Source organism: Psittacicella hinzii, from assembly GCF_003585885.1.
Taxonomy (GTDB): Bacteria; Pseudomonadota; Gammaproteobacteria; order Enterobacterales; family Psittacicellaceae; genus Psittacicella.
In genome coordinates, this window is record NZ_NRHC01000070.1 from 26,067 (window position 1) to 52,568 (window position 26,502).

The window sequence follows — 26,502 nt, forward strand, 5'->3', positions numbered from 1 at the left end:
CATAGTTCGACCTGTTCACTATGCCTTGCGTGCTGTTCGTTTCTCAAATGTATTTTAGGGATTCTCAAAATTTTATGAGAGTTACTTATAAGAATTACTTATGGGAATTACTAATTACGTAATTACTGTAGACTGCTTTCTATTATACGCATATAAGCAAAGATCCCAAGAATTTATCTTGGGATCTTTGTTTATATCATTAATAAGTTAAATTTAAATCTGTTTTCTCTAAACGAGAAAGTAAGTTATGAGCTAAATAGCTATTTAGTAGCAAACATTTCAATGTTTAATCTTCTAAAGCTACAGGCTCTTCTAAAGGTTTATTAGTTGTTCTTGCTTCTGCTTCTTTAGCATCTGCACGTGGATCTTTTAAGCGAGAGAAGTAAGAAGCTAACATCGGAGCTGCGATGTTGTGCCATAAAGCACCAACAGCTGATGGGATTGCTGCTAAAGGAGTTAAGTGAGCATTTGCTAGCGCTACCCCTAAAGCTGAAGATTGCATCCCTACCTCGATTGAGATAGCTTTAGAATCATATAGATCTAGTTTTAATAGACGAGCTACTAGGAAACCTAAACCAAAACCTACTGCGTTTTGGATGATCACACAAACAAATACTAAAGCACCTGTTTTACCGATGTTATCAGCATTTACAGCGATGATACCTGCAAGGATACAAACGATACAAGTGAAAGATACTACAGGTAAAGCTTGTACGATGTAGTTAACTTGACGTTTGAAGAATAAACGAACAACAATTCCTAAAGCGATTGGGAATAGGATAACTTGTAATACGCTTGAGAACATGCCCCAAGGATTGATCTCTAACCATTGACTTGCTAGTAAGAAGAAGATAGTTGGAGTTAAAACTGGAGATAGTAATGTACAGATCGAAGTCATAGTAACTGATAGAGCTACGTTACCACGCGCTACATAAGTCATGATGTTCGATACTGTACCACCTGGACATGCACCTAAAAGGATTAAACCTGCAGCTAATTCAGCTGGTAAGTTAAAACCAACCGCTAAAACGTAAGCTGAAAGAGGCATGATCGTAAATTGCGCTAAACAACCGATGATCACCGCTTTAGGTTGCGTTAAAACAAGAGCAAAGTCTTTAAAAGTTAGCGTCATTCCCATCCCGAACATAATTAGTCCAAGACCATATGTTAGATAAGGAAGCGCAAATTGGAAATGCTCTGGCCATATGTAGGCTACTGTCGCAAAAAATACGATCCACAGAGCGTAAGTTTTCGTTAGAAATGCGTTAAATTTCTGAAGAGCTTGCATAAAATAAATTTCCTAAATTTAGTTTATGCAACTTCGATTCTAGAGGAGACAAGACCTAGCTTATTCAATTACCTACTAAAATTCCTAAGTTGCAAAACAAACCAAACAACATCTCTCTTTAATGAGAGTAAAACATAAGTACCAAAAATATATTCAGTAGGTAATTAACCTATACTAGGTTTTTAATCAAACATAAAATAAAGAACACCCTATTAGCTAAACAGCTAATAATTTCTAAAATTATTTTTTTCTTTGGAGGTGTTCTTTTATCTTAAATTAATTTTTTACAAAAATCTAGCCCCAAATTAAAAAAATTTTAATTTTTTTAGTTTGGGGTTTTCTATTGTCTGTAAGTTATTGATTATTGGCGTTTCTTTTTAACAAGAACACTGAGAATATAAAAACAAACTCGATGGTTGTAAAAGCAAACGCGATAGATGCAAAAGCAACAACTAACCTCTCACTATGAGGTTAAAAGCATAAGTAGGTAAGATAAGTATACAAATAAGAGAAATTTCTTAATTTACTAACTTTCTTCAACTTTGTCTTATGATTGCTCTCTATCCTCTGCTATATGATGTCTAGTCTTTGCTTACAGCAATCTGATCTCTGAACTTTGACCTCAAATTTCTAACTTCTTCAACCTATGAACGTTGACCTAAAACTTCTAATTTCCTATCTCTTACAACTGCTATCTGACAACCACTAACTGGAAACTGATATCTGGGAACTAATATCTTACAACGGCTACCTAGTAACCTCACTGGTTACCGTTAGAAACACAAAAATCCTAGGTTAAAAAACCTAGGATTCATGAGCTTGCAATTTGTGCTTACCAAAACTTTATATTAACTACACTGCCTTAGTGCTGATATATCTCTTGTAGATACTCATTTGTCAAAATAAAGTTCTGGATCAAAATTTGTGTTGCCGGTGGAAAACGATTATAGTCAATTTCATCCACATTCAACCAGAATACTTCTTGACCTTCAACCCCATAAGGGTGACCAAAGAAATCTTTAATTAAGTAAAAGTAAATGTGAAAAGGCTCTGAAGAACCATTTACACGTTTGTCATACACTAGTTTAAAGTTCGCTACGGTAATACCTACCTCTTCCTCGAACTCACGCACCAGTGCTTCTTCATGAGTTTCATGATGTTCTACCTTACCACCTGGAAACTCTAACGAATTAGCATAGTCAACACCCGCACGACGACGTGCTACCAGTACTTGACCATATTCATTAAAAATTACGCCGCAAACCACATGTCTTACTTGATCAATTGGTAGAAGATCAAGCTCTTCTTGTGTTAAAAATGGTTGTGCGCCCTCTACTACATTAAATTTTTGCTCTTCAAGAGATATTGCTGATTGTGATAGAGAATTATTTGTAAATATATCCCCTAATTCCTTGGGAAGACCGTCCATGTTAATCCTTATTCCAAATAATACAATAGTTAATTAGTTTCAAGGCTTGTTAGTCTCAAGGCTTGATACTTTGTTTTTAACCTTGAAAGCTTACAAAGCTGAAAGCAAAAAGCAAAAAGCAAAAAGCAAAGAACTTACAAAACCGTAAGCCAAAAGCTAAGAGCCAAAAGCTTACAAAACTCAAAACTGAAAGCCCAAAAGCCCATAAATTAATTAACCACCATCATTACCCTCTACCTCGGCATTACTGACGAATTTACCTACTCAAATTTAAGCTTTCGCTTAATTTTGCGTAGGTTAGCAAAGGGTAATCTTAACTAGCATACCACAAATTTGCTTTACTGACTAAAATTTATCTGCAAAGGCAAAGCATTTTAGTCTCACTTTACATTATTTTGTTCTAAGTAATGGTAAAATAAATAAAAAGTTTTCCAATCCCTCTTTTCTTATGACTTCAAGAGCCGATTACCAAGAATTTATTGCAAACTTAATAAAAAAACGTTTGCATAACCCCGAACAAAACGCTAGTGTGCAATTACAACTAATTGCTCAACTAGCTCAAGATCTTGCAAAGCAACAGCAAATTTTTACTCAATTTGCCCAAGCTAATTTTGCAGACTACAATAACTTTCTTAACCAACAAAAAATCTCTTTACCGCAATTAAGTAATATCCAAGAGCGTATTGCAGAATTAGCTCCCCAACTGGACAAGAACTTAAGTTCTGCTAGCGATACTGAAATACTAGCAAACTATCCGTTAATTAGCGCTTTTTTGCAAAAGAGTATTCACACTAACAACCACTGGCACTTTAATAAAGAGTTATTTCTTGATAGTGTAGCAGCTAGCTACCCACAACAAGAACTTCGCTTTATTGCCGGTTTTAGTCAGTTATTTGCTAATCTGCAAAAGTATGCTCCTGACTTTGCAACTTTTGTCGAAGAAAATCCGCATTGCACTGTACATGATTACCTCATGTACAGCTTGGAAATGTTTGATCAAGTTGCGCTCGCAAGTAAAGACTTTGATTTTGCCACCTTTGCTGAGTTTATTAACCAAGCAAACCAAAGCTTAGAAAACACTCCCTACGAACTTAACTACCAAGCACTTGAAGCTTTCTTGCTCAACACTTGGTTTAGTGTCGAAGAGTTAAAAATACGTTTCTATGTCAAAGAACTTGAGTTACTCCTCAAAGGTGAAGGACAAGCTTATCAACAAGTTGCACACAAACGCCAGGAGGCAAGTAATACCTCTGACGAGCAAGATCTAGATAACCTAGATCCTGCATCTGCAGATACCCAACAAGGACAAGCTTTCCTTAAAAACCTTTCCTTTAACGCAAATGAGATCTTAAAGGAAATCCCTGAAGCTCAAGACAAACTCTTGATTTTTCAAAACAATCAAGAGCTCGTTGATCTGTGTCAAAAACTAGAAAAGAAACCGGTAAGTGACTTCTATCGTCAAAGAGTACAAGAACAAATCCAACAAGAGCAACTTGAACTCCTTGAACAGTATCATTTAGCCTTTGCGCATGAAGATCCTGAACTCGAAGCTAAAATCGCAGAGCTCACCGGAGAACCTGCTCCTGACTTTACTTTAGATTTCCCTAAACCAGAGTCACAAATCAAAATTCTGGATAACTACTTAAGCAATGAAGAACTTGATGAGCTTGGAGTGCTTCCTCTAGACACTGACTACATCAAGAGCAAACCACTGCTACGCAGTATGTTTGCTTTCTTTGGCTATGATCTCGATGATCCTAACTTTAACGCTCGTGATGCTATCTTTAATGCCAAAGAATACGTAGAAAATGGTTTTGACTATGTTCCTAACCCTAAAGTTCGTGCAAACTTTTTAGAAAAGGTTGCCGATGCCTCGGACTACCATGCGTTAAAGGTTGTTAAAGAACTAGCCAAAGTAGCTATTCTCAACAATATGTACCAAGCTGTTCTTTATGAAAAGTACCATGCGTTAGAGAACAACATCACCTCTCCTTTTACTTATATTAGTGATGAAGATATAACTAATATCTTCTCGCAAACTTTAGCAGACGCGGTAGAAGAAATCCCAGATTTAGTACCAACTGCAAGCACAAGCAAAGGAAAACTAGATAATCCTACGCTAGCTGACTTCTTCCCTGAAGAATTTTTGCAGTCTCATTTTGCCCAGTCTGCAAGCAGTAGTGAAGAAGACACAGGCATGTCTATTGACAGCCAAGAAAGCAAAGAAGAAGTTGATAAAAGTAAATCAAGCTCACTCTTTAGAAGTAAAAGTGAACAAGCTACGCTTAATCAGCTTGAAGAAGCTGATCAAGCTTTACTCGATGCAACTCAAGAGTACACTTTGGTTTATGATGATCTTGATGAAGATGAGGATCAGTACGAATACGACTACGAGGTTGAAGACGAAGAAGAGTACGACTACGAAGATCAGGAAGCGTACGAGTACGACTATGATGAAGACGAGTACGAGGAAGAAGACGAAGACGAGATTGGTGATGACTATGAAATAGAAATCCCTGAGGATTATAAAAATAAAGTTTCACCAAGAACCTATAATGCGTCTGAAGTTATTGTCCTTGACGATGATGCTTTTGATCTTATCTTAGAAGATGATGGAGATGAAATCGAAGATTATCCTGAAGATGATGACTACTTATTTGAAAACTCTGATGACTTTATCATTCATACCGCTTCACCACAAAAACAAACTCCTCAAGTAACTGATAAAGATAAAGAACAAACTTCATCACCTCAGCAAAGTAATCAAGCAACCAATAGTCAGACTAACAACAAAGAAGCAGGCAAAGCAACTGCTAAAAGCAAAACAAAAGCTGCAAGCAAAGCCCAAGAAATCCCTGCAGACAACGCTAAAGCAAGTACAAAAACCAACGCTAAAACCAAAGATACAAACAAAACCAAAAAAGAGCAGAAAAATCAAAAATCTGCCAATACTGCAAGCAAACCTAAGAAGAAACCAATTAGCTCTAAGCTAGATATAGATATCTCTCTAGATGATATCCTTGAATCGCTTGAGTAAAAACAAAATTGGTAATATTGTAAAAATTATGTAACTTTGGCTATCTTTGTTGTAAAATCATATTTATACCTTTTAGATTAAGATTGAAATAATTTTGTGCCAAAACTTAATCACATAAGTTTTTGGCTTATACCCCAGGATATTGCCATGAAAAGATGTAAACTCTTTTTAACGCTAGCAGCTTTGTCGCTAGTCGCGACCTCTAGCCAAGCGAGCCAAGCTCACAAACTAACCTTTGATCCTTTAAAAAGCCCACTAACGTTTAGTAAAGTTTCAAGCACAGTTAATTATCTACAAGTAAAAACTAAACCTGTGTTTGCTGATCGTCAACCTCAAGTAGTAGCTGAAGGTGTTGATGTTACTTTTGATAACCAAAGCAACCTAGGTAGCTTTGTTGCTAAACTAGGTGATGGTGTCAAAGCTGAAGGTGAAAGTGACAAACCAGCAGACACAACTAACGAAGAAAAAGATGATGCTGATAAGCAACCAAGTGAGCAACCAACAAATTCGCCAACAACTGAACCAACAAATCCTCCGTCAGAGCAACCTGCTGATGCGCCAACAACGCAACCAGAAACAACTCCTAGCGAGCAACCGGTAACAACACCAAGTGAGAAACCAGCAGAAACTCCTGCGTCAAACCCAGAAAGCGCACCTGAGAGTACACCTGAAACCGCTCCTGAAAGTACACCATCAACCTCTAACACTGCAGATGGTGAGCAACCTAGTACCCAAGAACAAGGTGAACAAACAGAGCAAGCTGAACAAGAGCAATTAACTTTAACAACTGAAGACTCTTCAGATTTTGTTAATCCAAATGCTTTAACTGGTGGCGTATATCTTGCTGAAGGTTTTGTTTTCCCAACAGGAGTAAACTCTTACGAAGTTGAAACTAGCAAAGCAATTAAAACTAACCACGAACTAGATAACTATCAACCAAAACCAATCACTCCAGAGTTTAGAGAACTGGAAAATCAAGCTCCGGTAACAGTTGAAGGGGTATTTAGTACAGTAGATTTAATCTCAAGCGTTGCTCAGACCGCTCTTAAACCAGGTGCATTAGATTCTTACAATAATTTAGTTGCTGATTTCAAAAATCCAAAAGAAACAGTTGCGCGCTCTAATGCCCTAGTTGAAAAATTAGAGCAAGACAAACTAGTAGCTAACCTAGATGTTGCTTTAAACGGTCAAGTTGTTGCTGATGACAAAGAACACTATGCTCTTAGAACTGACAATACTGATGTAACTAAGTTCAGAAGTTATAGCGTTCCGGTTTCACCATTAAACCCAGCTGGTTTTTGGCCTAATCCACTACCAAGTTTAAATGACTTACTGTTTGCTACAGGTGCTTACCCAGTACCTGCAGGAGAAAACCAAGTTAACCCACTAGGTGCTTTAATCAGGGATTACCAACCACAACTAGTTGACGGTAAATTCTATCCAGACTACGCAAGTTTTAGTTTTGTTTACGATGACTCTAAAGTTAAACCTATTTTCTACAAACTGACAGTTGATTTTGCCCCAGTGCAACTTGCTCCTGTGCAACTTGCAACAACTGAAGCAGTGCAACAATTAGTTGAGCAGTTAAAAGCGCAAGAAGAAGAGCAAGCTTCACAAGTAGAAACAGAAGCAACTGAGGAGCAAGAAGCAACAACTAACGAAGAAAATAATAACTCTTCAGATAAACCTGCAGAGTCAGATAACAATTCTGATAAACCTGCGGATAATAATTCAGACAAACCTGCAAATAGCGACTCTGACAAACCTGCAGACAACAATTCTGACAAACCTGCAGACAACAATTCTGACAAACCTGCAAACAGTGACTCTGACAAACCTGCGGATAACAACTCTGATAAACCTGCAGAAGACAATGATTCAAACAACAACTCATCAGACAATCCTGAAGCTGATAAACCGGCTGATGCAGACAAACCTGCAACTGATGAGAATAATGATGAGTCAACAAACAAAGAAGGTGAGTAAGCAACTTATAGCAAGTGAACTAGTTAGCGAGTTAACAAATTAGCAAGCTGGCAAGCTATCTATTCCTCATCTTTTAGTTTTCTCTTTATTTTGCATATAACAGGCTAGAACTAGAGTAAAACCTACTCTGGTTCTAGCCTGTTATTGCAAGTAAACATAAAATAACGATCGTTGGCTCTATTAGAGTGCTCTATTAGAGTACTCTAATAGTCTGCTTCACGTTTCTCTACTAGTTTGCTCTACTAACTTACCATGCTAACCTGACCTCTGCTTAAAGAAAATTTTCTCTTTAATATCAAGCACTTAATTATTATTTTTCCGTTAAAGCTTTACATCTCTCTCAAGATATACTTAAATAGAAGTATACCTTGGTTTTATTCATATAAATAAACCATCTTTTTCACCGTTTTCATTAAATAAATTTTGATTTTTAAGGAGACTATATGGCTTTAACGCTTGGATTTAAACCCCTGCCAGCTGCCATAGCTCTCGCTGTAGGCTTAATCTTCTGGTTTGTTATTCCAATCCCAGAAGGTTTAACTCCTAACGCTTGGCATCTACTCGCTATTTTTATTGCTATGATTGTCGCTATTATCGGTAATGCTATGCCTATAGGCGCAGTATCAATTATTGCCATAGCAATCGTTGGAATTACAGGGGTTACCGCCCAAACTCCAAGTGCAGCCATTAATGATGCTTTAAGTCAGTTTTCCAACCCTTTAATTTGGCTTATTGGGATCTCCATTATGATCGCCCGTGGTTTACTTAAAACCGGTCTTGGGGCACGTATTGGTTATCTCTTTATTGCCATGTGGGGGAAGAAAACTCTAGGGATCTCTTACGCTCTCACCACTTCAGAGCTAATCCTTGCTCCAGTAATGCCAAGTAACACTGCTCGAGGTGGTGGTGTAATTCACCCAATTATGAAATCAATTGCTAATAGCTTTGATTCAACTCCAGAAAAAAGAACCTCGCACTTAATTGGGCGTTACTTAGCTTTAACTAACTACCATACCAACCCAATTACTTCGGCAATGTTTATCACTGCAACTTCACCAAACCCACTTGTGGTTGATTTAATTGCCAAGGCAACTAACACAAGTGTTAGTTTAACTTGGAGTACTTGGGCGTTAGCTATGTTCTTACCAGGCATTGTTTGTTTACTTCTAATGCCTCTAGTGCTTTACTTAATGTATCCACCTGAAATCAAAGAAACCCCAAATGCCGTTGAGTTCGCAAAAACTAAACTCAAAGATCTAGGACCAATGAAACTCGAAGAGAAAATCATGCTTGTGAGTTTTAGTATTATGCTAATCCTGTGGGCGGGGGTACCAGCTTGGTTATTTGGTCCAGCCTTTGCGGTAAATGCAACAACTACGGCGTTTATTGGACTGTCGATTTTACTACTTTCAGGGGTATTAACTTGGAATGATGTTCTAAGTGAAAAAGCAGCTTGGGATACTATTATTTGGTTTGCAGCCTTAATTATGATGGCTACTTTCTTAAACCGCCTAGGACTAGTTACTTGGGTATCTGTGCACTTACAAAGTGGCATAACTCATTTAGGATTAGGTTGGTTAGGTGCAAGTATCCTCTTATTGTTAGCCTACATGTATGCCCATTACTTCTTTGCTTCAACGACTGCGCATATCTCTGCAATGCTCGGAGCTTTCTTAGCAGCAGGCATTGCTCTAGGTGCGCCACCAATGCTCTTTAGTTTAATGATGGCAGCAGCTTCAAGCTTAATGATGTCATTAACTCACTATGCTACCGGTACATCTCCAGTAATTTTCTCCTCGGGGTATGTAACCTTACCACAATGGTGGAAAGCTGGTTTTGTAATGAGTGTCGTGAACTTATTAGTGTTTATCCTTTTAGGAAGCCTCTGGTGGAAAATCCTTGGGCTTTGGTAAAGTGCAATGCGCAAAGTACAATAGCGCAATAGCACAAAATGCGAAAAGAGCTAGGATCTTGGATCCTAGCTCTTTACTGTTGTCAGTTTTTGATTTTCAGCTTGTCTTAGCTTGTCTTAGCTTGTCTTAGCTTGTCTTAGCTTGTCTTAGCTTGCTTAAGAAGATTTTGTAAACGTTCTAGCAGAGCTAAACCACTTATTGGTGTTAACTCATTAAGGTTTACTTGTTCAAGTAAAGCTAAGGCTTCTTCTTGCTCTGGAGCAAGACTTGCTTGTGCTACTACTTGCTCAACCTCAACAACTTCAAGCTCAGCTTTGCTACCCTCTTGATGTTGTGCTAAGGCTTTTAATTGCGCTCCAGCAATTCCTAGCACCTCTTGCGGCAAGCCTGCAAGTTTAGCCACGGCTAAACCGTAAGATTTCGAAGCAGTACCTTGCTTAATTTCATGTAAGAATGAAATTTGCTCATTGTGTTCAATGGCAGCTACTGACAAGTTAATTACATTCTCTAGCTGCTCTGCAAGAGCAGTTAACTCAAAGTAGTGCGTACTAAAGAAAGTAATTGCTTTAATTTCTTGAGCAATATACTGCGCACAACCCCATGCTAAGCTTAAACCGTCAAAGGTACTAGTCCCACGACCTATCTCGTCAATTAACAGTAAAGAGTTTTGACTAGCATTGTCAAGGATGTACGCCATCTCTGACATCTCCACCATGAAAGTAGATTTACCTGTTGAGATATCATCTGAAGCCCCAATACGGGTTAAGATTTTGTCAACTAGTGGAATGTTAGCATCTTGCGCTGGTACATAAGAACCAATTAATGCCATTAACACGATTAAAGCATTTTGACGCATGTAAGTTGACTTACCACCCATATTTGGACCGGTGATAATTTGTAAACTTTGCGCTTGGTTAGCTTGGGTGTCGTTGGCGATAAATGGTGTTTTGATTAGTTTTTCAATAACAGGATGACGTCCTTGTTTAATTTCAAGTTTTTGTTCTACGTTAAAGGTTGGACGAACATAGTTATTAGTAAAGGCTAGTTGCGCAAAACTTACATAAACATCCAAACGCGCTAATTGATTAGCAAGATTTTGAATATAAGCTAACTCGTGTTTTAAAGCCTCGAGGATGGAGGTGAAAATACTTTTTTCGAGTTCAGCAATCTGCTGTTCTGAAGCGCTGTATTTTATTTCGAGGTTACGTAGTTCTGGAGTAATAAAACGACGCGCTGCTTTTAAGCTTTGTTTGTGAATGTAGTTCTCTGGGATTTTATCGAGGTTACTTGCATTACCAGTTGGAATGTTAATGTACATTTCATTCTGGTTATTTAACTTCACGGTTAAACTTTCAATGCCTGTACGCTCTTTTTCTTGCGCTTCAAAATCGGCTAACACATCAAGAACATTATCACGTACATTACGTAAATCAGCTAGTTGCTCATTAAAACTTGAACGAATAACCCCACCGTCACGCAAGAACATAGGTTGCTTATCTTCAAGCGCTGCTAATAATAAGTTTCTTAATGGGGTTAACTCATCTAATGGCGAGATGTTTAAATCGTACTCAGTAAAAACCTTATTAATATGCGGGACTAAAAGTAAGTTATTACGTAACTCCCCTAAATCACGCGGTGAAGCATTGCCTAGCGAAACACGCGCAACAATTCTTTCAATATCACCTAGTGACTTTAATAGAGAGATTAACTTAGTACGAGCACGTTCACTTTGTAAAAAGGTTTCAACATAGTCTAGTCTTTGTTCAAGTTGAAGCAAGTTACGCGTTGGTTGACGTACCCAACGGCGGAATAAACGTGCTCCCATAGTTGAACTACAAGTATCAAGTACTTCAACAAAGCTACTATCTTTTTGCCCACTATTAGTAGTAAAGAGTTCTAAGTTGTTAACGGTTGAACTATCCAGAATTACTAAATCATTTTCATGAGCAAAGCGTGGAGTTTGTAAATGGCTTGGCACCACCATTTGCGTTTGCTGCACATACTTAATTAAAGCACCAGTTGCTGGAATTAAGTTCTTTTGTGCTTGGAAACGCTCAACTTGTTGAGCGCCGTACACGGCTTTAATGTTTTCAAGCGGTGAACGTCCAGAGAAGTAGCTAGAGTCTACTTGGGTACAGTGATACTTTTGTAAAAGAAGGTCTTCAACCAGTTTGTGGTCACTGTAAATAATCTCAGCAGGATTATATTGCTGAATTCGGCTAACAAAATCTTTGTAGTTGTCTAGCTTACTAATCTCAACTAAACCTGATGAGAGATCTAGCAATGCAACCACGTAACTCACGTAGTCCGTGTAAACCGCACATAGAGGTTTACTATCACGCGCAGGTAAGTAACTTTCTTCTGAAAGAGTTCCAGGGGTAAAAATACGGACTATGCTTCTTTCGGTTAAGCCTTTGGCTTTAGGATCCGAAGTTTGTTCACAAATAGCAATTGAGTAGCCTTTAGCCACTAATTTAGCAGCATAGGCTTCATAAGCATGATAAGGAATCCCTGCCATAGGGACAATAACGCCCATATGCGATTGGCGTGAAGAAACTGCAAGGCTTAGTTCTTTAGCAGTTAAGACTGCATCATCAAAGAAGAACTCATAGAAGTCACCCATGCGGAAAAATACTATCTTATCTCGATTTTCACGTTTAATAAGTAAGTATTGCTTCATCATTGGGGAAGCTTGAGCAATTGACTCATCAGAGTAAATTGCATCAGGGCTTGCATAGTTTTGTAAGCCACTAATAATTTGCTCTTGATTTGAAGTATGTCCAGCTAATTTGCTCATTGAGCTCGCTAGATCTTGATCAAAATCAGTTTGTAACTGGGCTAACTGCTTTTTATCTAGGTGAGCAGTTAACTCTTCTATTTGACTAAAATCATGGCTATCAGGGACAAACTCTAAATCACTAGCTAAACTTACCGGAGCATTACTTTGTTCTAACAAGTCAGCAAAGTTAAAAGCTTGGCTATAGTCAGCTGACGAAGTTGGCTTGTTTTTTGTCATTGTTAATAAGGGAAAATTGTCGAGGAACTCTATAAAAAACTAGATATTTCCTTAAGAAAAAACATATAATAGTCGGAGTTTATTTTTCTATTATACCCGTAGTTTGCTGCTTAAGAGATTTTCGTTTTCATCCCTTTTGTTTTTTAAGCATAATTAAATAAAATAATTTATATTTTTTTATTATTTTTTATTTTTTAAGAAAGAAAAAATTTAAAACCGAAAAATTTCTCAAAAAAATTTTTTAACCCACAAGCTAAAACACTAAATTTAATAGATTTTTGATAGAAGATATCTAGGAAAAATTAACCTCTTTCACTTATCTAACTTTTGTTAGTTTAACGTAACAAACGCAGTCAACGTGGTATAATAGCAGAAGACTTTCATCAATGAGAATGTTATATATGATTAATAATTTTACTCGAAAGTTAGCAATTCTTAGCATGGCAATTTTTTTGCTATTTACTAGCCTTACAGTGGCACGTGCAAACAACGAACCACAACAAAATCAAATAGTTGGTTCTGGAGCTTCATTCCCTGCACCTGTTTACTCAAAATGGGCTACTAACTTTGCTAACAAGTTCAAGGTCTTAGTTAACTATCAGTCTATTGGTTCTGGTGGTGGTGTTAAACAAATTAAAGCTTCTCTAGTTGACTTTGGTGCAACTGATTACGCCCTAAGTGATAAAGAGCTTGAGGAGAATAATTTATTTCAATTCCCAGCTTTAGCCGGATCAATAGTTCTTGCGGTTAACCTACGCGAACTAAACGACAAAATTGTACTTGACGGTCCAATTATTGCCGATATCTATATGGGCAAAATTGTTAAATGGAACGATCCTCGAATTAAAGCACTTAACCTAGGTTTAGAACTACCTGACATCTACATTGCGGTGCTTTTCCGCTCAGATGGTTCAGGTACTACTTACAACTTCAGTAAATACTTATCTGAAGTTTCACCAGAATTTAATGAAAAATTCGGGGTCGGCAAAACTATTAACTTCCCAGTTGGTCTAGGCGGGAAAGGTAACGAAGGCGTTGCAGCAGTTTTACCTCGCGTTTACGGCTCAATCGGTTATATGGAATATGGCTACGCTAAAACCATGAACATGGGGGTAGCTGCATTACAAAACAAATATGGTAATGTTGTTCGTCCAAGCGAAGAGACTTTCTCTTTAGCAATTCAATCAGCAAATTGGGAAGGTACTTTAGTACCAAAAGTAAACAATGTTGATAATGAATACGCTTGGCCAATCAACGCATTAACCTACGTTGTAATCAATCGTAGTAACCCAAAAATGGCTTTACTTAAAGAATTCTTTAGATTCGGGATGTTAGAGCAACAAGAAGAGACTCGCTCTCTAATGTATACTCCTTTTACCACTGAACGAGCTTTAGAAATTTTTGATAATCCATATACTTTCGCTCTAGCAGAGAAAAAAGCAGAGCCAAAGTAATCTCCAAATCATGCTAAATAACATTGTTATTTAGCTAGGTAATTAACTATGAGTAAAAAATTATCAGCAAAAGGTAAAACTGCCGATAAAATTTTCACCCTTTTGGTGTATACGGCTGCCTTGTTTGTTCTCGCTGTACTAGTAGGGATCATTCTCTCGCTAGTTATTGAATCTATTCCAAGCTTTAAAACCTTTGGCTTTAGTTTTCTATGGTCAAGTGAGTGGCAACCTAGTAAAAATCAGTTTGGAGCTTTAATTCCAATTGTCGGAACTTTAGTTACCTCATTTATTGCTTTACTAATTGCAACTCCGGTAAGCTTTTTTACTGCAATTTTCTTAGTGCACATCTGTCCTGCTAAATTCAAAGGTATTATCAAAAGCCTACTTGAATTATTAGCAGCGGTACCATCAATTGTATTTGGTATGTTTGGTCTAATGGTATTTGCGCCAATCTTTAGTGAATACTTCCAAATTCCATTACAAAGCATTATTGGTAACGTACCATTTATTGGTGCTTTAGTTGCTGGTCCAGCTTGGGGTCTTGGACTTTTACCAGCGGGGATTATCCTTGCAATCATGGTAATTCCATTTATTACCTCAACTATGACAGATATCTTTAATCAGTCTCCAAAAATTCTTCTTGAATCAGCATATGGTATGGGCTTAACTCGCTGGGAAAGTATTAACAGCATTGTTGTGCCATCTTGCCGTGTTGGTTTAGTTTCAGGAGTAATGCTTGGTCTTGGTCGTGCTTTAGGTGAAACCATGGCAGTAGCGTTCGTTATCGGGAATACTTTCAACTTACAAGGTGTTTCTTTATACCAACCTCTGTCAACGATCACTTCCGTAATTGCTAATAACTTTGCTGAAGCGTCTGAAGGTTTATATACTTCGGTATTACTAGAGTTAGGTTTAGTACTATTTGTAATTACTTTCCTAGTTCTTTTAGCTTCAAAAGCAATTATTAAGTTCTCTTCAAGAAAGGAGGGTAAATAATGGCTTCGCAAAAAGGCATGCGCCAGTTTAAAAACAAGCTAGCGACTATTTTCGCTTACTTCTGTGTTATCTTTAGTTTATTCTGGCTCGTTTGGATTAGTGCGCTAATTGTAATTAAAGGTATTAACGGGATTAGCCTTGCTACCTTTACGCAAATGACGCCAGCACCAAATGAAACTGGTGGTTTACTTAACGCTATTGTCGGTTCATTTATTATCTGTGGGATTGCGACTTTAATCGGAACTCCGCTTGGCGTACTTTCTGGTATTTACTTAGCAGAGTACGGCAAAAAATCATGGTTAGCTGAAACTCTACGTACAATTAATGACGTGTTACTTTCAGCACCTTCGATTGTTCTCGGTTTATTTATCTTTATCGTCGTAGTAACTCCTATGGGTGGCTTTAGTGCCATTGCCGGAGCGTTAGCTTTATCACTATTACAAATTCCAGTAGTTATTCGTACTACCGAGAACATGTTGCAAATGGTTCCTAATCACTTACGTGAGTCCTCTGCCGCGCTTGGGTTACCAAAATATAAATCTATTTTAAACGTAACTTTAAAAGCGTCTTGGTCAGGAATTCTTACGGGATTATTACTATCAATTGCACGTATTGCTGGGGAAACTGGTCCGTTACTATTCACCAGTTTAAACAACCAATTCTGGAATATTGATATTACTGAACCTACAGCAACTTTACCTATGGTAATTTATAAATTTGCTTTAAGTCCATACCAAACTTGGATTGACTTAGCTTGGGCTGCTGTATTAATTATTACCGTATCAATTCTACTTTTAAACTTAATTGCGCGTTACGCAGTAAACAAAAGTAAGGCTTAATATAGGAAATTAAAACATGATTCTTGATCCTCAAGATGTAAAAATTGAAGTAAAAGATTTAAACTTTTTTTACGGTCAATTCCAAGGTTTAAAAAACATTAACTTCAAAATCAAAGCTAAAAGTGTAACTTCATTTATCGGACCATCAGGTTGTGGTAAATCAACTCTTTTAAGAACGTTTAACCGTATGTTCAACCTCTACCCAGAGCAAAGAGCAGAAGGACAAATTCTTTTAGAGGGTGAAAACATTTTAAATCCAGATTTTGATTTAATGGAATTAAGAACACGCGTGGGAATGGTATTCCAACGCCCAACACCTTTCCCTATGTCAGTTTATGACAATATCGCTTTTGCGGTTAAGCACCACGAAAAACTAACTAAAGACGAGTTAGATGAACGTGTTGAGTGGGCTTTAACTAAAGCTGCGTTATGGAAAGATGTTAAAGACAAATTACATAAGTCTGGCAACTCTCTATCAGGTGGTCAGCAACAACGTCTTTGCATTGCTCGTGCAGTAGCAGTAAAACCTGAAGTTCTTTTAATGGACGAACCATGTTCAGCATTAGACCCAATTTCAACTTCAACAGTTGAAGAACTGATCATGGAGTTAAAAGAAGACTATACGGTGTTAATTGTTACTCACTCAATGCAACAAGCAATGCGTGTATCAGACTACACTGCATTTATGTACTTAGGTGAATTAGTTGAATATGATGAAACTGACAAGATTTTCATGAACCCGGCTGATCAACGCACGTCGGATTATGTAACAGGTCGTTTCGGTTAACAAAAAAAAGGCTATCAAAAAATGGTTTTAAGTTCAAAAAGACACACACGTGTACAATTTGATGAAGATTTAGAAAAATCGTTAGAAATGGTTAAAACCATGAGTAGCATGGTGGAAAAACAATTAAAGGAGGCAATTGCCCTTTTCCGTGTAGAAGATAAATCTACAATTGAAGAAAAAGCGCAACAAATCCTTGAAAACGATACTCTAGTAAACAAAATCGAGATTAAAATTCACGATTACTGCTTATATCTAATTGCAAAACACCAACCTAAGGCTCAAGATTTACGTTTAGTGTTTTCAGTAGTAAGAGCGGCTTCTGAATTTGAACGTATTGGTGATACTGTGGTAAAAATTTGTGAATCAGCTCGCAAATCACAGCATGTAATCAATGCGCTAATCGAGAGAATCGAACACTACGCTGAATACTCAATTACCTTATTACGTAAAAGTACTGACGCGTTAATTGCCCTAGATCTTAACTCGGCGTTAGAGAACTATGTTCAGCACAACTATCGTCACGAGTATAAAGACATCTTCCGCGCAATTATCGATGAAGCAAAAGCTAACTTAGATTACTTAAAAGAGTACTTCATTGTTGCTATTGCTTTACGTCAAATTGAACGTATTGGTGATCGTTGCCGTAATTTAAATGAGTATGTGTACTACTACTCTAAAGGTGAAATTGCAAGCTACGATGTTCTAACTAAAATGTATGAAGACCTTCATCCCGAATTAAAAGGTTAATATACAAAAGTTAAACAATTAAAAAGTCCTTCATGTTTTTTATTAAACATGATGGACTTTCTTTTTTGTCTTGAGTTTGTGCTTTAAGCGTTAGCTATAACTATAGTTTTTGTAAATCTAGCACAAAGCGGTAACGTACGTCATTATTTTCTAGACGTGTAAATGCTTGATCTAAGTAATCTGGATCAATTACTTCTACATCCGCAACTATGTTGTGTTTGTAAGCAAAGTCTAACATTTCTTGCGTTTCAGCAATACCACCAATATTTGAACCCGCAAATACTTTATTGCCACTTACAATTGCAAATGGAGCTACTTCGTAGTTACCATGTGGTAAACCTACAGTTACTAAAGCACCACGGTGGTAAAGAAGATTTAAGTATTCATTTACATCGTGTGGTGCTGAGATAGTATCTAAAATTAAGTTAAATTTACCTCTAGCAGCTGCCATTTGTTCTGCGTCAGTAGAAACAATTGCATAGTCCGCACCTAAACGTTTAGCATCTTCAGCTTTTGCTTGGGTACGCGTAATTACGGTTACTTCAGCGCCCATAGCTTTAGCAAAACGCACTGCTACGTGACCTAAACCACCAATACCAAGAATCGCTACTTTTTTACCTGGACCAGTTTGCCAGTATTTTAATGGGGAGTAAACAGTAATCCCTGCACATAATAATGGAGCAGCAGATGCTAAATCTTTAAACGCAGGCATATGTAAAGCATACTTCTCTTCAACTACGTATGATTTACTAAAACCACCTAAAGTATAAGCTCCATCTCCTAAAACTTTATCTGGTGAGTTGAATGAAAAGGTTTTTTCATCACAAAATTGCTCTTCATGCTCATGACATGCAGGACAGTGGTTACATGAATCAACAATACAACCCACCGCAGCTAAATCTCCAACTTTGAAAGATGTTACTTTAGCACCTACTTTAGTTACACGTCCAACAATTTCGTGTCCAGGCACTACTGGAGTTGCACCGATTGGGAACTCACCTAAAACCGTATGTAAATCTGAATGGCAAATACCACAGTATAATACTTCGAACTCGATGTCGTTCTCACGCACATCACGACGTTCTACATTAAATTGTTCAAATTTTTCTTTTGCACCTTTAACACCTAAAGCTGCAACTGTATGAGTTGTTAGAGACATAATTAAATCCTTGACTTGGCTGACTATTTGTAAATCTTCTAAGATTATACTCTTTCAATTCTTGCTTTTAAAGTGAGTATTTTGCAAAACACTGTTGAATTAAAGTAAACAATAATCCACTTTAGAAAAACTACATGAATAACACTTATATGAATAGCACCATAAATTTTGCATACTGTGCTATACTTAATGTTGCCATATTGTTATATTAAATTGTAAAGTGAAAATAGAGATAATTAAATATTATCGGCAATATGGCTTTTTATTCTTTCCTCATGTACTATCAGATGATGTAAAACTAACTAAACTATAGGTAGCTTTACATTCTTAGCATTCCCTTCTATTAAAAAAATTCTAGATACTCGTTAAAAAAACTCCAGATACTCGCAAAAACTTAATAAAATCGAAAAGCACTTACCTTCTATTCTTTATTCCTAGAGGTATAGCTTACTTTATCCACCACTCATCATATTAATTCATAGAGAGTTACCCATGACCACTACTAAAAGACAATCTACAGCAGCAAATAAGCGTTTACAACAACTCGCTGAAAAATTATCGACTGACTATCCTTTCTTACCTTTCCAACTTGAGCTCCAAGAAAACTATGATCTTTGCACTCAAGAGGGTAAAATCCAACTGATCACCGATATTGAAGCCTACAACCAAAAAGTTATGGCTTATTTGATTGATAACATCGAGATTATTAAAAGCACTTACGATGATTTTATCAAAGCACTAAGCAAAGAGGCTAGTAACATATATACAATACTAGTTCTCGTAGGAATACGTGAAGAAGAGACAATAGATGAGTTAGAAAGAAATATCTATGATCGAGAGATTATTAGAAACTATGGTGGCACAATTACCCGTTTTAAACGTCATATGGGAAAATATTCTACATATCTAGAAGACAGTCCACCATTTACTAGTACGCTGGTACATATGGATCTCGAAACAACAAGAAGAGGAATCTATGCTCTCGAAGGAGAATTTGAACCTCTATTTACAGAGTTTGTCAAAGAGTATCACAAGTATGCTAAACGTGTAAAAAAATATACCGAACAAGCAATATGGCTCCATGAAGACGTTCTTGAACTTGAAGTTGATCTTATTCTGGAAATGGATTACTATGGTGAAGAAGAAGTTCATGAAATTCATGACCATCTAGCTAGTGAGCTTACCGATATGTACAATTCTTGGATGAAGATTAAAGAACTTCTTGAAGAACCTTACCAAGAAAATAAACCTGGTATCTTAGCTATGAAAACTAATGAAGTACTTGGTGATCTAAAAAGCTTTATCAAGTCTGTGAAAAAATCTGCAATCATTGATGACGCTCTGATTAAACAGGTTATTGGAGAAAAAACTGAATAAGACTTTAGCTCACAGCTTTTAACAATAGCTTCTTTTAGCAACCGCTTTTAACCAAGCGCTTTTTAACCATTACCACTTTTAGCCTAGAGTTTTATTTGAACTTAGATCTAACAGGTTTCTAAAGCTAAGGTTAAAGAGTAGATTTTGGGGTTAAATTAAAAGAATCTAAAGCGTTAGAAGTCCTAAGAACACTATGTTTCTTAGGACTTCTTCTGTTTTACCCTCTCAATTCTCTGGTCTCAATTCTCTGGTCTCTGGTCTCTGGTCTCTGGTCTCTGGTCTCTGGTCTCTGGTCTCTGATCTCAGTTCTCTGTTCTTAATGCCATTTCTCAGTTCTCTGTTCTTAATGCCATTTCTCAGTTCTCTGTTATCAGTTAGTAGTTCTCTGCTCTCCAATGTTCTATAACTTAGCCTCTCCTTTTTTGCTATAATAAAAATATCGACATCTTTTTCTTATTATCTACAACTTTAGCTAGGATGGGCTTATGAAACGAGTAAACATTAATACTGCACAACCACAAGAATTAATTGAAAAAGTTAAGCCATTTTATGAAGAACAACTTAACTTTTTTAACAACACCGAGATCCTTGATGACGCTATTAGTACATTCATTATCAATGAAGTACCAAGTCAAAACTCCTGTGAAAAACCAAAAACCTTAACTTCAGGGGTTGGTAGTTTAAGCTATGCTTACTATGGACAAAAGAATGAGTACTTCCCTGAATTAAAACAAATCATGTACTCTAGTCTTGCGCATTTTGTTTCTCTAGGCAAAATGGAGTTACTCGGTTTAACAGCTAACAAAACATTACGTCGTAATGTGCTACGCAAAGCTGTCCAGTCGTATGTCCTTTATCAAAACCTAGCTTGCTTATCTCAAGCTGTGGTTCCAGCCTTTACTGAGCAAGAGTTTGCTGGTATTGTCCAAGCTATGCAAGCGGGTGAAGTTAAGTTTGCTAAGGTCTTTCCTAAAGCATTTGATCCAAGAGATCCTTGGCGTATTTTATCGGCACTATGCCAATATGCTTATCCATATCTTGAACAAAGCACAGCTCAAGCAGAGCAAGTTTTAGATCAAGTATATGAAGTGTTATCTAGCTTTAGTATAGTGGCAGATATAGTAATTCTTTATATCCAAGTACCAGCTGTTTACAAAGATAAACTAGACTATAACTTCCAGTCTACTTTTATCCCAACGCATCAAGATGTAGATTATGAAACGATTTTAGGTAATCTTGACTATCTCTTTAGTGAATACCACTACTACGGAACTGTAGAAGAATACCTACCAGCTCTAAGAGAGTGGAAAAAACAAGTACAAACTCAAGTGGAACAAGGGAACTTTGTTCAACTGCAAGATGATTTAATTCTCCCTGAAGTTAGTTTTTATACATTTGCCGTAAACGTAAAACACAATAGAATTTTACGAAACTTTGCTGAAGTACCAGACTACAAAGCTTACCTAAACTATGCGACTGATGTAGGTAAAGAGTGGGATGAAATTATCTTGGATAACTGCATCCAAAGCTTAGCACCTTATTACAATCAACCACTAAGCAACTCAGCAGAATATTTAGAAGCTGCTGTGCAAATTCGTAACAATATTCTCCAAGATAGTGATATCAAAGCCAGTGAGTTCGAAGCGCTCGTACAAAAAGATGCACGCGTATACTTATCAGAAGAGCAAGCAGCAATATTTGCTGAACTAATAGAAACTATTGAAGAAAAAGCTGAAAGTAAAAAATCGTTCTTTAGCTTAAAGAACATTATTATCTACGGTCTAATTATCTTTATCGCTTGTGGGTTCTTAATTAAGTATGGTTACCTCTAACCGTACGCATAGAACTATGTAACTCTAACTTAACTCTAATGTAACTCTATATGGAGTTTACCCCAAAAGTCTCGAGCTTAGTTCTCGAGACTTCTCTTTTGTAAAGCTTATCTAGCTAATCTTTGACTTTAGCTGAGCTTAGATGACCTTAGCTGATCTTTGACTTTAGCTGAACTTATTTGATCTTAGAAGATCTTTGACCTTAACTGAGCTTAGCTGATCTCAAAATGTAAACTTATTATTTTTGAGATTTTTAAAAGAAATTATTATATTGTATAGGTGTTAAATAGTTGTAATATCAACATAGATAACTTATCCAACTTAATCTCAACTTACCTAACAGGGAGAAAAAGTGAAAGAGACTACTAAAAGACAATCCACTGCAGCTAACAATCGTTTGCAAAAACTAGCTCAAACTCTAAATACAGATTACCCTTTCCTGCCTTTCCAATTTGAATTGCAAGACAACTACGACCTTTGCACGCAAGAGGGGAAACTTCAATTCTTAACCGATATTGAAGCCTATAACCAAAAAGTTATGGCTTATTTTGCTGATCAGGTGCAAATCATTAAAAGTACATATGAAGATCTAGTAAAAAGTGTAAGTAAAGAACGTAGTGAATTATTTAGCACTCTAGTAATCGTAGAAATACGTGAAGAATATACCATCAATCATCTGAGAAGATTAATCTACGATCGAGATTTTTTAAGAAACTACAATCGTCCTATTAGGACGTTTAGAAATTATATGTTCGAAGCTCTTGCCAACTTAGGAACATCTCCAGAATTTACTAGTGTTTTTGTACAGTTAAATCTTCCTTCAACAACTCGAGGTATCTACGCCATAGAGGGAGAATTTAAATTCCGATTTAAAGAGTTTGTACGCTCTTACTACAAATATACCGCACAACTTGATAAATATAGCAAGGAAGCTGATTTGCTCCACCAAGAGGTTCGTGATCTCGTAAATGATCTAATAGAAGAAATGAACTCTTACTATAGTAAAGAAGAAATTCATGAAGTTCATGATTACGTAGCTGATGAAGTTACAGCTGCCTACAACAATTGGAAAAATATTCTTGTTCTCTTCGGAGATCACTACCAAGAAAATAAACCAGGTATCTTAGCGATACAAACTAATGGCGTGCTTGCTGAGCTCCAAGATTTTATTAAGTATGCTAAAAAAGCGGAAATCATTGATGACGCTCTTATTAAACAAGTTATTGGTGAATATACCCCTCCAAGTGAATAAACGCTAAATTACTAGTATTACTTTTAGACTTATATGCACTTATATGCACTTATATGCACTTATATGCACTTATATGCACTTAATGCTTAATTAAAAATCAAATGCAAGTTAGGAAGTTAAGACGATACTGATCTTATAAACAAGCTTAGTTCCCATTCCTAACTTGCATCTCTTAATTCATTCTTCCATTCACTAGTTAAACTAATCACAGGAATATTATGTTAGACATCAAAGAAATGTCAGATATTTTTCATGACTCTTTAAAAAACTATCGCAAACTAATCCAAAAAAATACAGGTATCCCTTTCAAATTAAAAGCAAAGTACGACCTTGAAACTCACGAGGGGATAAAAATCTTATTAAAAGATATTGATAATTATAAAAACAAAGTTATTGCTAGCATTACCGACAAACTAACCTTAATCAAGGAAATCGAGCAACAACAATTACCTGAACTAGAAGAACTTGCTAGAACCTTTGCTCATGGTGTTAGTCAAATAGACTCTATTATTTCAATAACTGATGATTTTTTAAATAATGCCGGATTACCAAAAGCATTAGTTAAAAATTATCTAGAAAAACTAGTCACTTGTTTTGACCACGTTCGTCCATTTATTCCACTCAAATCTCATCCTGTTACAATTAGGATTCAAGATACTGACCTAGAAAAGTTAGAGCAATCTATTTATCAATTTACTGAGCAAGACTATAGACATACACCTAAGTTTATCATAGATTACTTTCATAAATACGATGAGGATTATATAGCATACTTCGACGCCCATGTTGCAAATCTAGATGATTTGGAAGCATATTACCACCAAATTGAAAATGCTCTTAGCAACCCGCAGCAAAAAGAAACTTTTAAAAACATCCAAATTGATTCTCTAGAAGTTTATCAAATGGTTGCTCATTCTATTTTTGCTTCTGAAAACCTAAGTGGCTCCATTTATGAAGAAAAAAATACAGGTTTATTGATAGTCTACTACATGCAGGCTCTAGCCATCTTAAAAGATCTTATTAAGATTTTGAGTGCTTATTTAAAGGTAGATGAGGATTTTATTAAAGAAGCAATTGCAGAGGAGTCTGACAGTCCAGAAAAGAAAACTCGTAAGCCTAGATCTACAACCAAAACAAGTACGTCAAAGACAGCCAAGAAAACTACGTCAGAGAAAGCTAAGAAAAGCACATCAGAGGCAACCAAGAAAAGCACGTCAGAGACAATAAAGAAAACTACGTCAAAAACGACCAAGAAAAGCATGTCGGAGACAACAAAGAAAAGTACATCAGAGGCAACCAAGAAAACCAAGCCAAAGACAACCAAGAAAAGCACGCTAAGCTAAAATAAATTTAATTATGGCACAAAGGGAAACAATATATTTGTCTTCACCTTGTTCCTCATAGAATTTACTACTCCGTTGGCAAAAACAAGCAAAGATTTATTAGAAAGTCTTACCTCTATTTTCAAATAAAATACACCCTCCAGTAAAGTACTTTACTGGAGGGTTTTCATTTGTGTCACTAATTTTTACAATTAACCCTAATTTGCGGTGCTTTTTATACACTACAGACCATAACCACTATTATAATAGTGTAAAATTGTTAATTTTGTAGCTGTAACTTGCTAACATTCAAGTATAAGTTCTTATCTAACAATGCGATTTTATAATCGAATACTATTTCTATAGCAGGTTAATTTTTCATAAAGTAGTGTATAAATTTCTATACACCACTACCTTAAATAAAAGTTATTTTTCTTATTTAAGATATTGAAAATTAAATCGCTTTATTTTTGTAGTGTATAAAAGTCACCGCAATTTAGGATTAACCCTTCTACTATTGACCAACTCATCATCTCCTTGATTATTATCAAATTAAAGTCAAGAGTTTATCAAACTCCCCTCAATTCCCTTTCGTCTAAGTGCTTGTTATAATCTCTTGCAGATTCAGAAGTTGGAAAATACAATTGAAAAATACAATTGAAAAATACAATTAAACTTAGCTAACCACCAGCAAGAAGTTTAACGCTCTTGAGCTACTACTATTGGCTTAATTAGCTCGATTAGCTTCTAAGCGATCTATAAAAAATAGTTACAAATAACTAAGTTTATTTTTGTTTTCTCGACCGATTTACAGCTCTGAAGTATAGTGATATAATATTGAGCTTTGTATCCCCATTAATTGAAAAAAATAATACTCTAAATTTACTATAGTCATGATGACCTTATCATCATGCTAATCACTATAGTTTACATCTTGGAAGAGAGATGATCTTAAGATAATTAAACAACATTGAAAGGAAATATTTATGTCTACTCCTGTAGTTGCAAATAACTCAGAGGGCTTAGGTTATTTGCGTGTAATACTATTTGCACTTTCAGCTTTTATTTTTAATACTGCAGAATTTATCCCTGTAGCTTTACTTTCAGATATTGCACAAACTTATGATATGTCAGTATCACATACGGGGTTAATGATTACTGCTTACGCTTGGATAGTTTCTTTAACCTCTTTGCCTTTTATGTTAATGACGGCTAAGTTTGAAAGAAAGGGGTTAATGCTAAAAGTCTTTACAGCTTTTATTATTGGGCATATCATTACTATCTTTGCGCCAAACTTTGCAGTACTAGTTGCTGGAAGAATTGTCATTGCCTTTGCTCATGCAATTTTCTGGGCAATATCTGCTTCTCTAGTAGTAAGAGTTGCTCCGCCAAATAAGGCTAACCAAGCTTTAGCTTTATTTGCCTTAGGAACAGCTTTAGCTATGGTACTAGGTTTATCATTAGGTCGTATCATTGGACAGTTTGTCGGCTGGCGTATGACATTTGCAATTATTGCTATCGTTGCTGGCGTAATCATGACACTTCTAGCTTTATTCTTACCACGTCTTTCAAGTCAAAACGTAGGTTCGCTAGATAGTTTACCTCTCTTAGCTAAACGCCCATTACTTATTGGTCTTTATATCCTGACCGCAGTAATGATTAGTGCTCACTTTACCGCTTATAGCTATATAGAGCCATTTACGTTAACTATTAGTAAACTAACTGAAGACGCTGCAACTTATGCTTTACTCATCTTTGGTGTTTCTGGTATCTTTGCAAGTTACTTATTTAGTCGCCTCTACAGCTATGCACCAAATATCTTTGTGTTAGCTTTACTAGGAATTATGCTAGCTTCTCTAGTATTACTCTTACCAATAAGCCATAACCATACTGCCCTATTTGGACTAATCTTTATTTGGGGTATTGGTATTGCTGCTTTAGGTTTAAGCTTCCAACTAAGAGTTTTACAACTAGCTCCTGATGCTACAGACGTAGCTATGTCTATCTACTCTGGTATTTATAATATCGGTATTGGTGCAGGTGCTTTAATTAGGGATTCCCGAAAATC

The 26,502-nt window shown here is 36.4% G+C and carries 17 protein-coding genes; 13 read left to right on the forward strand and 4 right to left on the reverse strand.

Annotated features, from left to right (window positions below; genetic code table 11):
* Positions 1-286: 286 nt before the first annotated feature.
* Positions 287-1,288 carry a bile acid:sodium symporter family protein gene (locus CKF54_RS05560; RefSeq protein WP_119525375.1) on the reverse strand — a complete coding sequence of 334 codons (1,002 nt, stop codon included), beginning with the start codon at positions 1,286-1,288 and terminating at the stop codon, positions 287-289.
* Positions 1,289-2,150: 862 nt separating this feature from the next.
* Positions 2,151-2,717, reverse strand: a complete 567-nt coding sequence (gene mutT / locus CKF54_RS05565; protein WP_119525376.1) for an 8-oxo-dGTP diphosphatase MutT — start codon at positions 2,715-2,717, stop codon at positions 2,151-2,153.
* 448 nt (positions 2,718-3,165) lie between these two features.
* Between mutT and CKF54_RS05570 the strand changes: the two genes are divergently transcribed.
* The 3 genes from CKF54_RS05570 (at position 3,166) to CKF54_RS05580 (ending at position 9,653) form a co-directional block, all read left to right on the forward strand.
* Positions 3,166-5,754, forward strand: coding sequence for a hypothetical protein (locus CKF54_RS05570; protein WP_119525377.1), 2,589 nt, complete (start codon positions 3,166-3,168; stop codon positions 5,752-5,754).
* 147 nt (positions 5,755-5,901) lie between these two features.
* Entirely contained in the window at positions 5,902-7,740 is a 1,839-nt protein-coding gene (locus CKF54_RS05575) for a hypothetical protein (protein WP_119525378.1), read from the forward strand.
* A gap of 443 nt (positions 7,741-8,183) precedes the next feature.
* The gene (locus CKF54_RS05580) at positions 8,184-9,653 is read left to right on the forward strand and encodes a DASS family sodium-coupled anion symporter (protein ID WP_119525379.1); all 1,470 of its coding nucleotides are present in this window, start codon (positions 8,184-8,186) and stop codon (positions 9,651-9,653) included.
* Between the two features lie 136 nt (positions 9,654-9,789).
* Here CKF54_RS05580 and mutS read toward each other — a convergent pair whose 3' ends face one another.
* Complete coding sequence (gene mutS, locus CKF54_RS05585) at positions 9,790-12,669, reverse strand: DNA mismatch repair protein MutS (RefSeq protein WP_119525380.1); 2,880 nt, start codon at positions 12,667-12,669, stop codon at positions 9,790-9,792.
* Between the two features lie 440 nt (positions 12,670-13,109).
* Between mutS and pstS the strand changes: the two genes are divergently transcribed.
* Genes pstS through CKF54_RS05610 form a run of 5 tightly spaced genes read left to right on the forward strand, consistent with a single transcriptional unit; the run spans position 13,110 to position 17,492 of the window.
* Positions 13,110-14,123 carry a phosphate ABC transporter substrate-binding protein PstS gene (pstS, locus tag CKF54_RS05590; protein WP_222987532.1) on the forward strand — a complete coding sequence of 338 codons (1,014 nt, stop codon included), beginning with the start codon at positions 13,110-13,112 and terminating at the stop codon, positions 14,121-14,123.
* A gap of 48 nt (positions 14,124-14,171) precedes the next feature.
* Positions 14,172-15,119 carry a phosphate ABC transporter permease subunit PstC gene (gene pstC / locus CKF54_RS05595; RefSeq protein WP_119525382.1) on the forward strand — a complete coding sequence of 316 codons (948 nt, stop codon included), beginning with the start codon at positions 14,172-14,174 and terminating at the stop codon, positions 15,117-15,119.
* A complete protein-coding gene (gene pstA / locus CKF54_RS05600) occupies positions 15,119-15,958 on the forward strand; it encodes a phosphate ABC transporter permease PstA (RefSeq protein WP_119525383.1) in 840 nt (279 codons plus the stop codon). The genes pstC and pstA overlap by 1 nt, the downstream gene beginning before the upstream one ends.
* Positions 15,959-15,974: 16 nt before the next feature.
* Positions 15,975-16,745, forward strand: a complete 771-nt coding sequence (gene pstB, locus CKF54_RS05605; RefSeq protein ID WP_119525384.1) for a phosphate ABC transporter ATP-binding protein PstB — start codon at positions 15,975-15,977, stop codon at positions 16,743-16,745.
* Between the two features lie 21 nt (positions 16,746-16,766).
* Positions 16,767-17,492: a PhoU domain-containing protein gene (locus CKF54_RS05610; RefSeq protein ID WP_119525385.1), complete on the forward strand. Its 726-nt coding sequence runs from the start codon at positions 16,767-16,769 to the stop codon at positions 17,490-17,492.
* Between the two features lie 100 nt (positions 17,493-17,592).
* On the opposite strand, the gene CKF54_RS05615 is transcribed toward CKF54_RS05610, so the two are convergent.
* On the reverse strand, positions 17,593-18,651 hold the full coding sequence (locus CKF54_RS05615) for an NAD(P)-dependent alcohol dehydrogenase (protein ID WP_119525386.1): 1,059 nt from the start codon (positions 18,649-18,651) through the stop codon (positions 17,593-17,595).
* Between the two features lie 492 nt (positions 18,652-19,143).
* Between CKF54_RS05615 and CKF54_RS05620 the strand changes: the two genes are divergently transcribed.
* The 5 genes from CKF54_RS05620 to CKF54_RS05640 form a co-directional block, all read left to right on the forward strand.
* Positions 19,144-20,028 (forward strand): hypothetical protein, encoded by an 885-nt coding sequence (locus CKF54_RS05620; protein ID WP_119525387.1) that lies wholly within the window; start codon positions 19,144-19,146, stop codon positions 20,026-20,028.
* 485 nt (positions 20,029-20,513) lie between these two features.
* Positions 20,514-21,860, forward strand: coding sequence for a hypothetical protein (locus CKF54_RS05625; RefSeq protein WP_119525388.1), 1,347 nt, complete (start codon positions 20,514-20,516; stop codon positions 21,858-21,860).
* A gap of 352 nt (positions 21,861-22,212) precedes the next feature.
* On the forward strand, positions 22,213-23,112 hold the full coding sequence (locus CKF54_RS05630) for a hypothetical protein (protein WP_119525389.1): 900 nt from the start codon (positions 22,213-22,215) through the stop codon (positions 23,110-23,112).
* Between the two features lie 218 nt (positions 23,113-23,330).
* Positions 23,331-24,455, forward strand: coding sequence for a hypothetical protein (locus CKF54_RS05635; RefSeq protein ID WP_119525390.1), 1,125 nt, complete (start codon positions 23,331-23,333; stop codon positions 24,453-24,455).
* 965 nt (positions 24,456-25,420) lie between these two features.
* Positions 25,421-26,502: sugar transporter (locus tag CKF54_RS05640; RefSeq protein ID WP_119525391.1), on the forward strand; the 1,082-nt coding region annotated here is incomplete at its 3' end.

Coding starts and splice junctions, on each gene's coding strand:
- CKF54_RS05635 (WP_119525390.1), top strand. CDS start 23,331: ATGTTAGACATCAAAGAAATGTCAGATATTTTTCATGACTCTTTAAAA.
- CKF54_RS05615 (WP_119525386.1), bottom strand. CDS start 18,651: ATGTCTCTAACAACTCATACAGTTGCAGCTTTAGGTGTTAAAGGTGCA.
- mutS (WP_119525380.1), bottom strand. CDS start 12,669: ATGACAAAAAACAAGCCAACTTCGTCAGCTGACTATAGCCAAGCTTTT.
- CKF54_RS05570 (WP_119525377.1), top strand. CDS start 3,166: ATGACTTCAAGAGCCGATTACCAAGAATTTATTGCAAACTTAATAAAA.
- CKF54_RS05620 (WP_119525387.1), top strand. CDS start 19,144: ATGACCACTACTAAAAGACAATCTACAGCAGCAAATAAGCGTTTACAA.
- CKF54_RS05610 (WP_119525385.1), top strand. CDS start 16,767: ATGGTTTTAAGTTCAAAAAGACACACACGTGTACAATTTGATGAAGAT.
- CKF54_RS05560 (WP_119525375.1), bottom strand. CDS start 1,288: ATGCAAGCTCTTCAGAAATTTAACGCATTTCTAACGAAAACTTACGCT.
- pstC (WP_119525382.1), top strand. CDS start 14,172: ATGAGTAAAAAATTATCAGCAAAAGGTAAAACTGCCGATAAAATTTTC.
- pstA (WP_119525383.1), top strand. CDS start 15,119: ATGGCTTCGCAAAAAGGCATGCGCCAGTTTAAAAACAAGCTAGCGACT.
- pstS (WP_222987532.1), top strand. CDS start 13,110: ATGGCAATTTTTTTGCTATTTACTAGCCTTACAGTGGCACGTGCAAAC.
- mutT (WP_119525376.1), bottom strand. CDS start 2,717: ATGGACGGTCTTCCCAAGGAATTAGGGGATATATTTACAAATAATTCT.
- CKF54_RS05580 (WP_119525379.1), top strand. CDS start 8,184: ATGGCTTTAACGCTTGGATTTAAACCCCTGCCAGCTGCCATAGCTCTC.
- CKF54_RS05625 (WP_119525388.1), top strand. CDS start 20,514: ATGAAACGAGTAAACATTAATACTGCACAACCACAAGAATTAATTGAA.
- CKF54_RS05575 (WP_119525378.1), top strand. CDS start 5,902: ATGAAAAGATGTAAACTCTTTTTAACGCTAGCAGCTTTGTCGCTAGTC.
- pstB (WP_119525384.1), top strand. CDS start 15,975: ATGATTCTTGATCCTCAAGATGTAAAAATTGAAGTAAAAGATTTAAAC.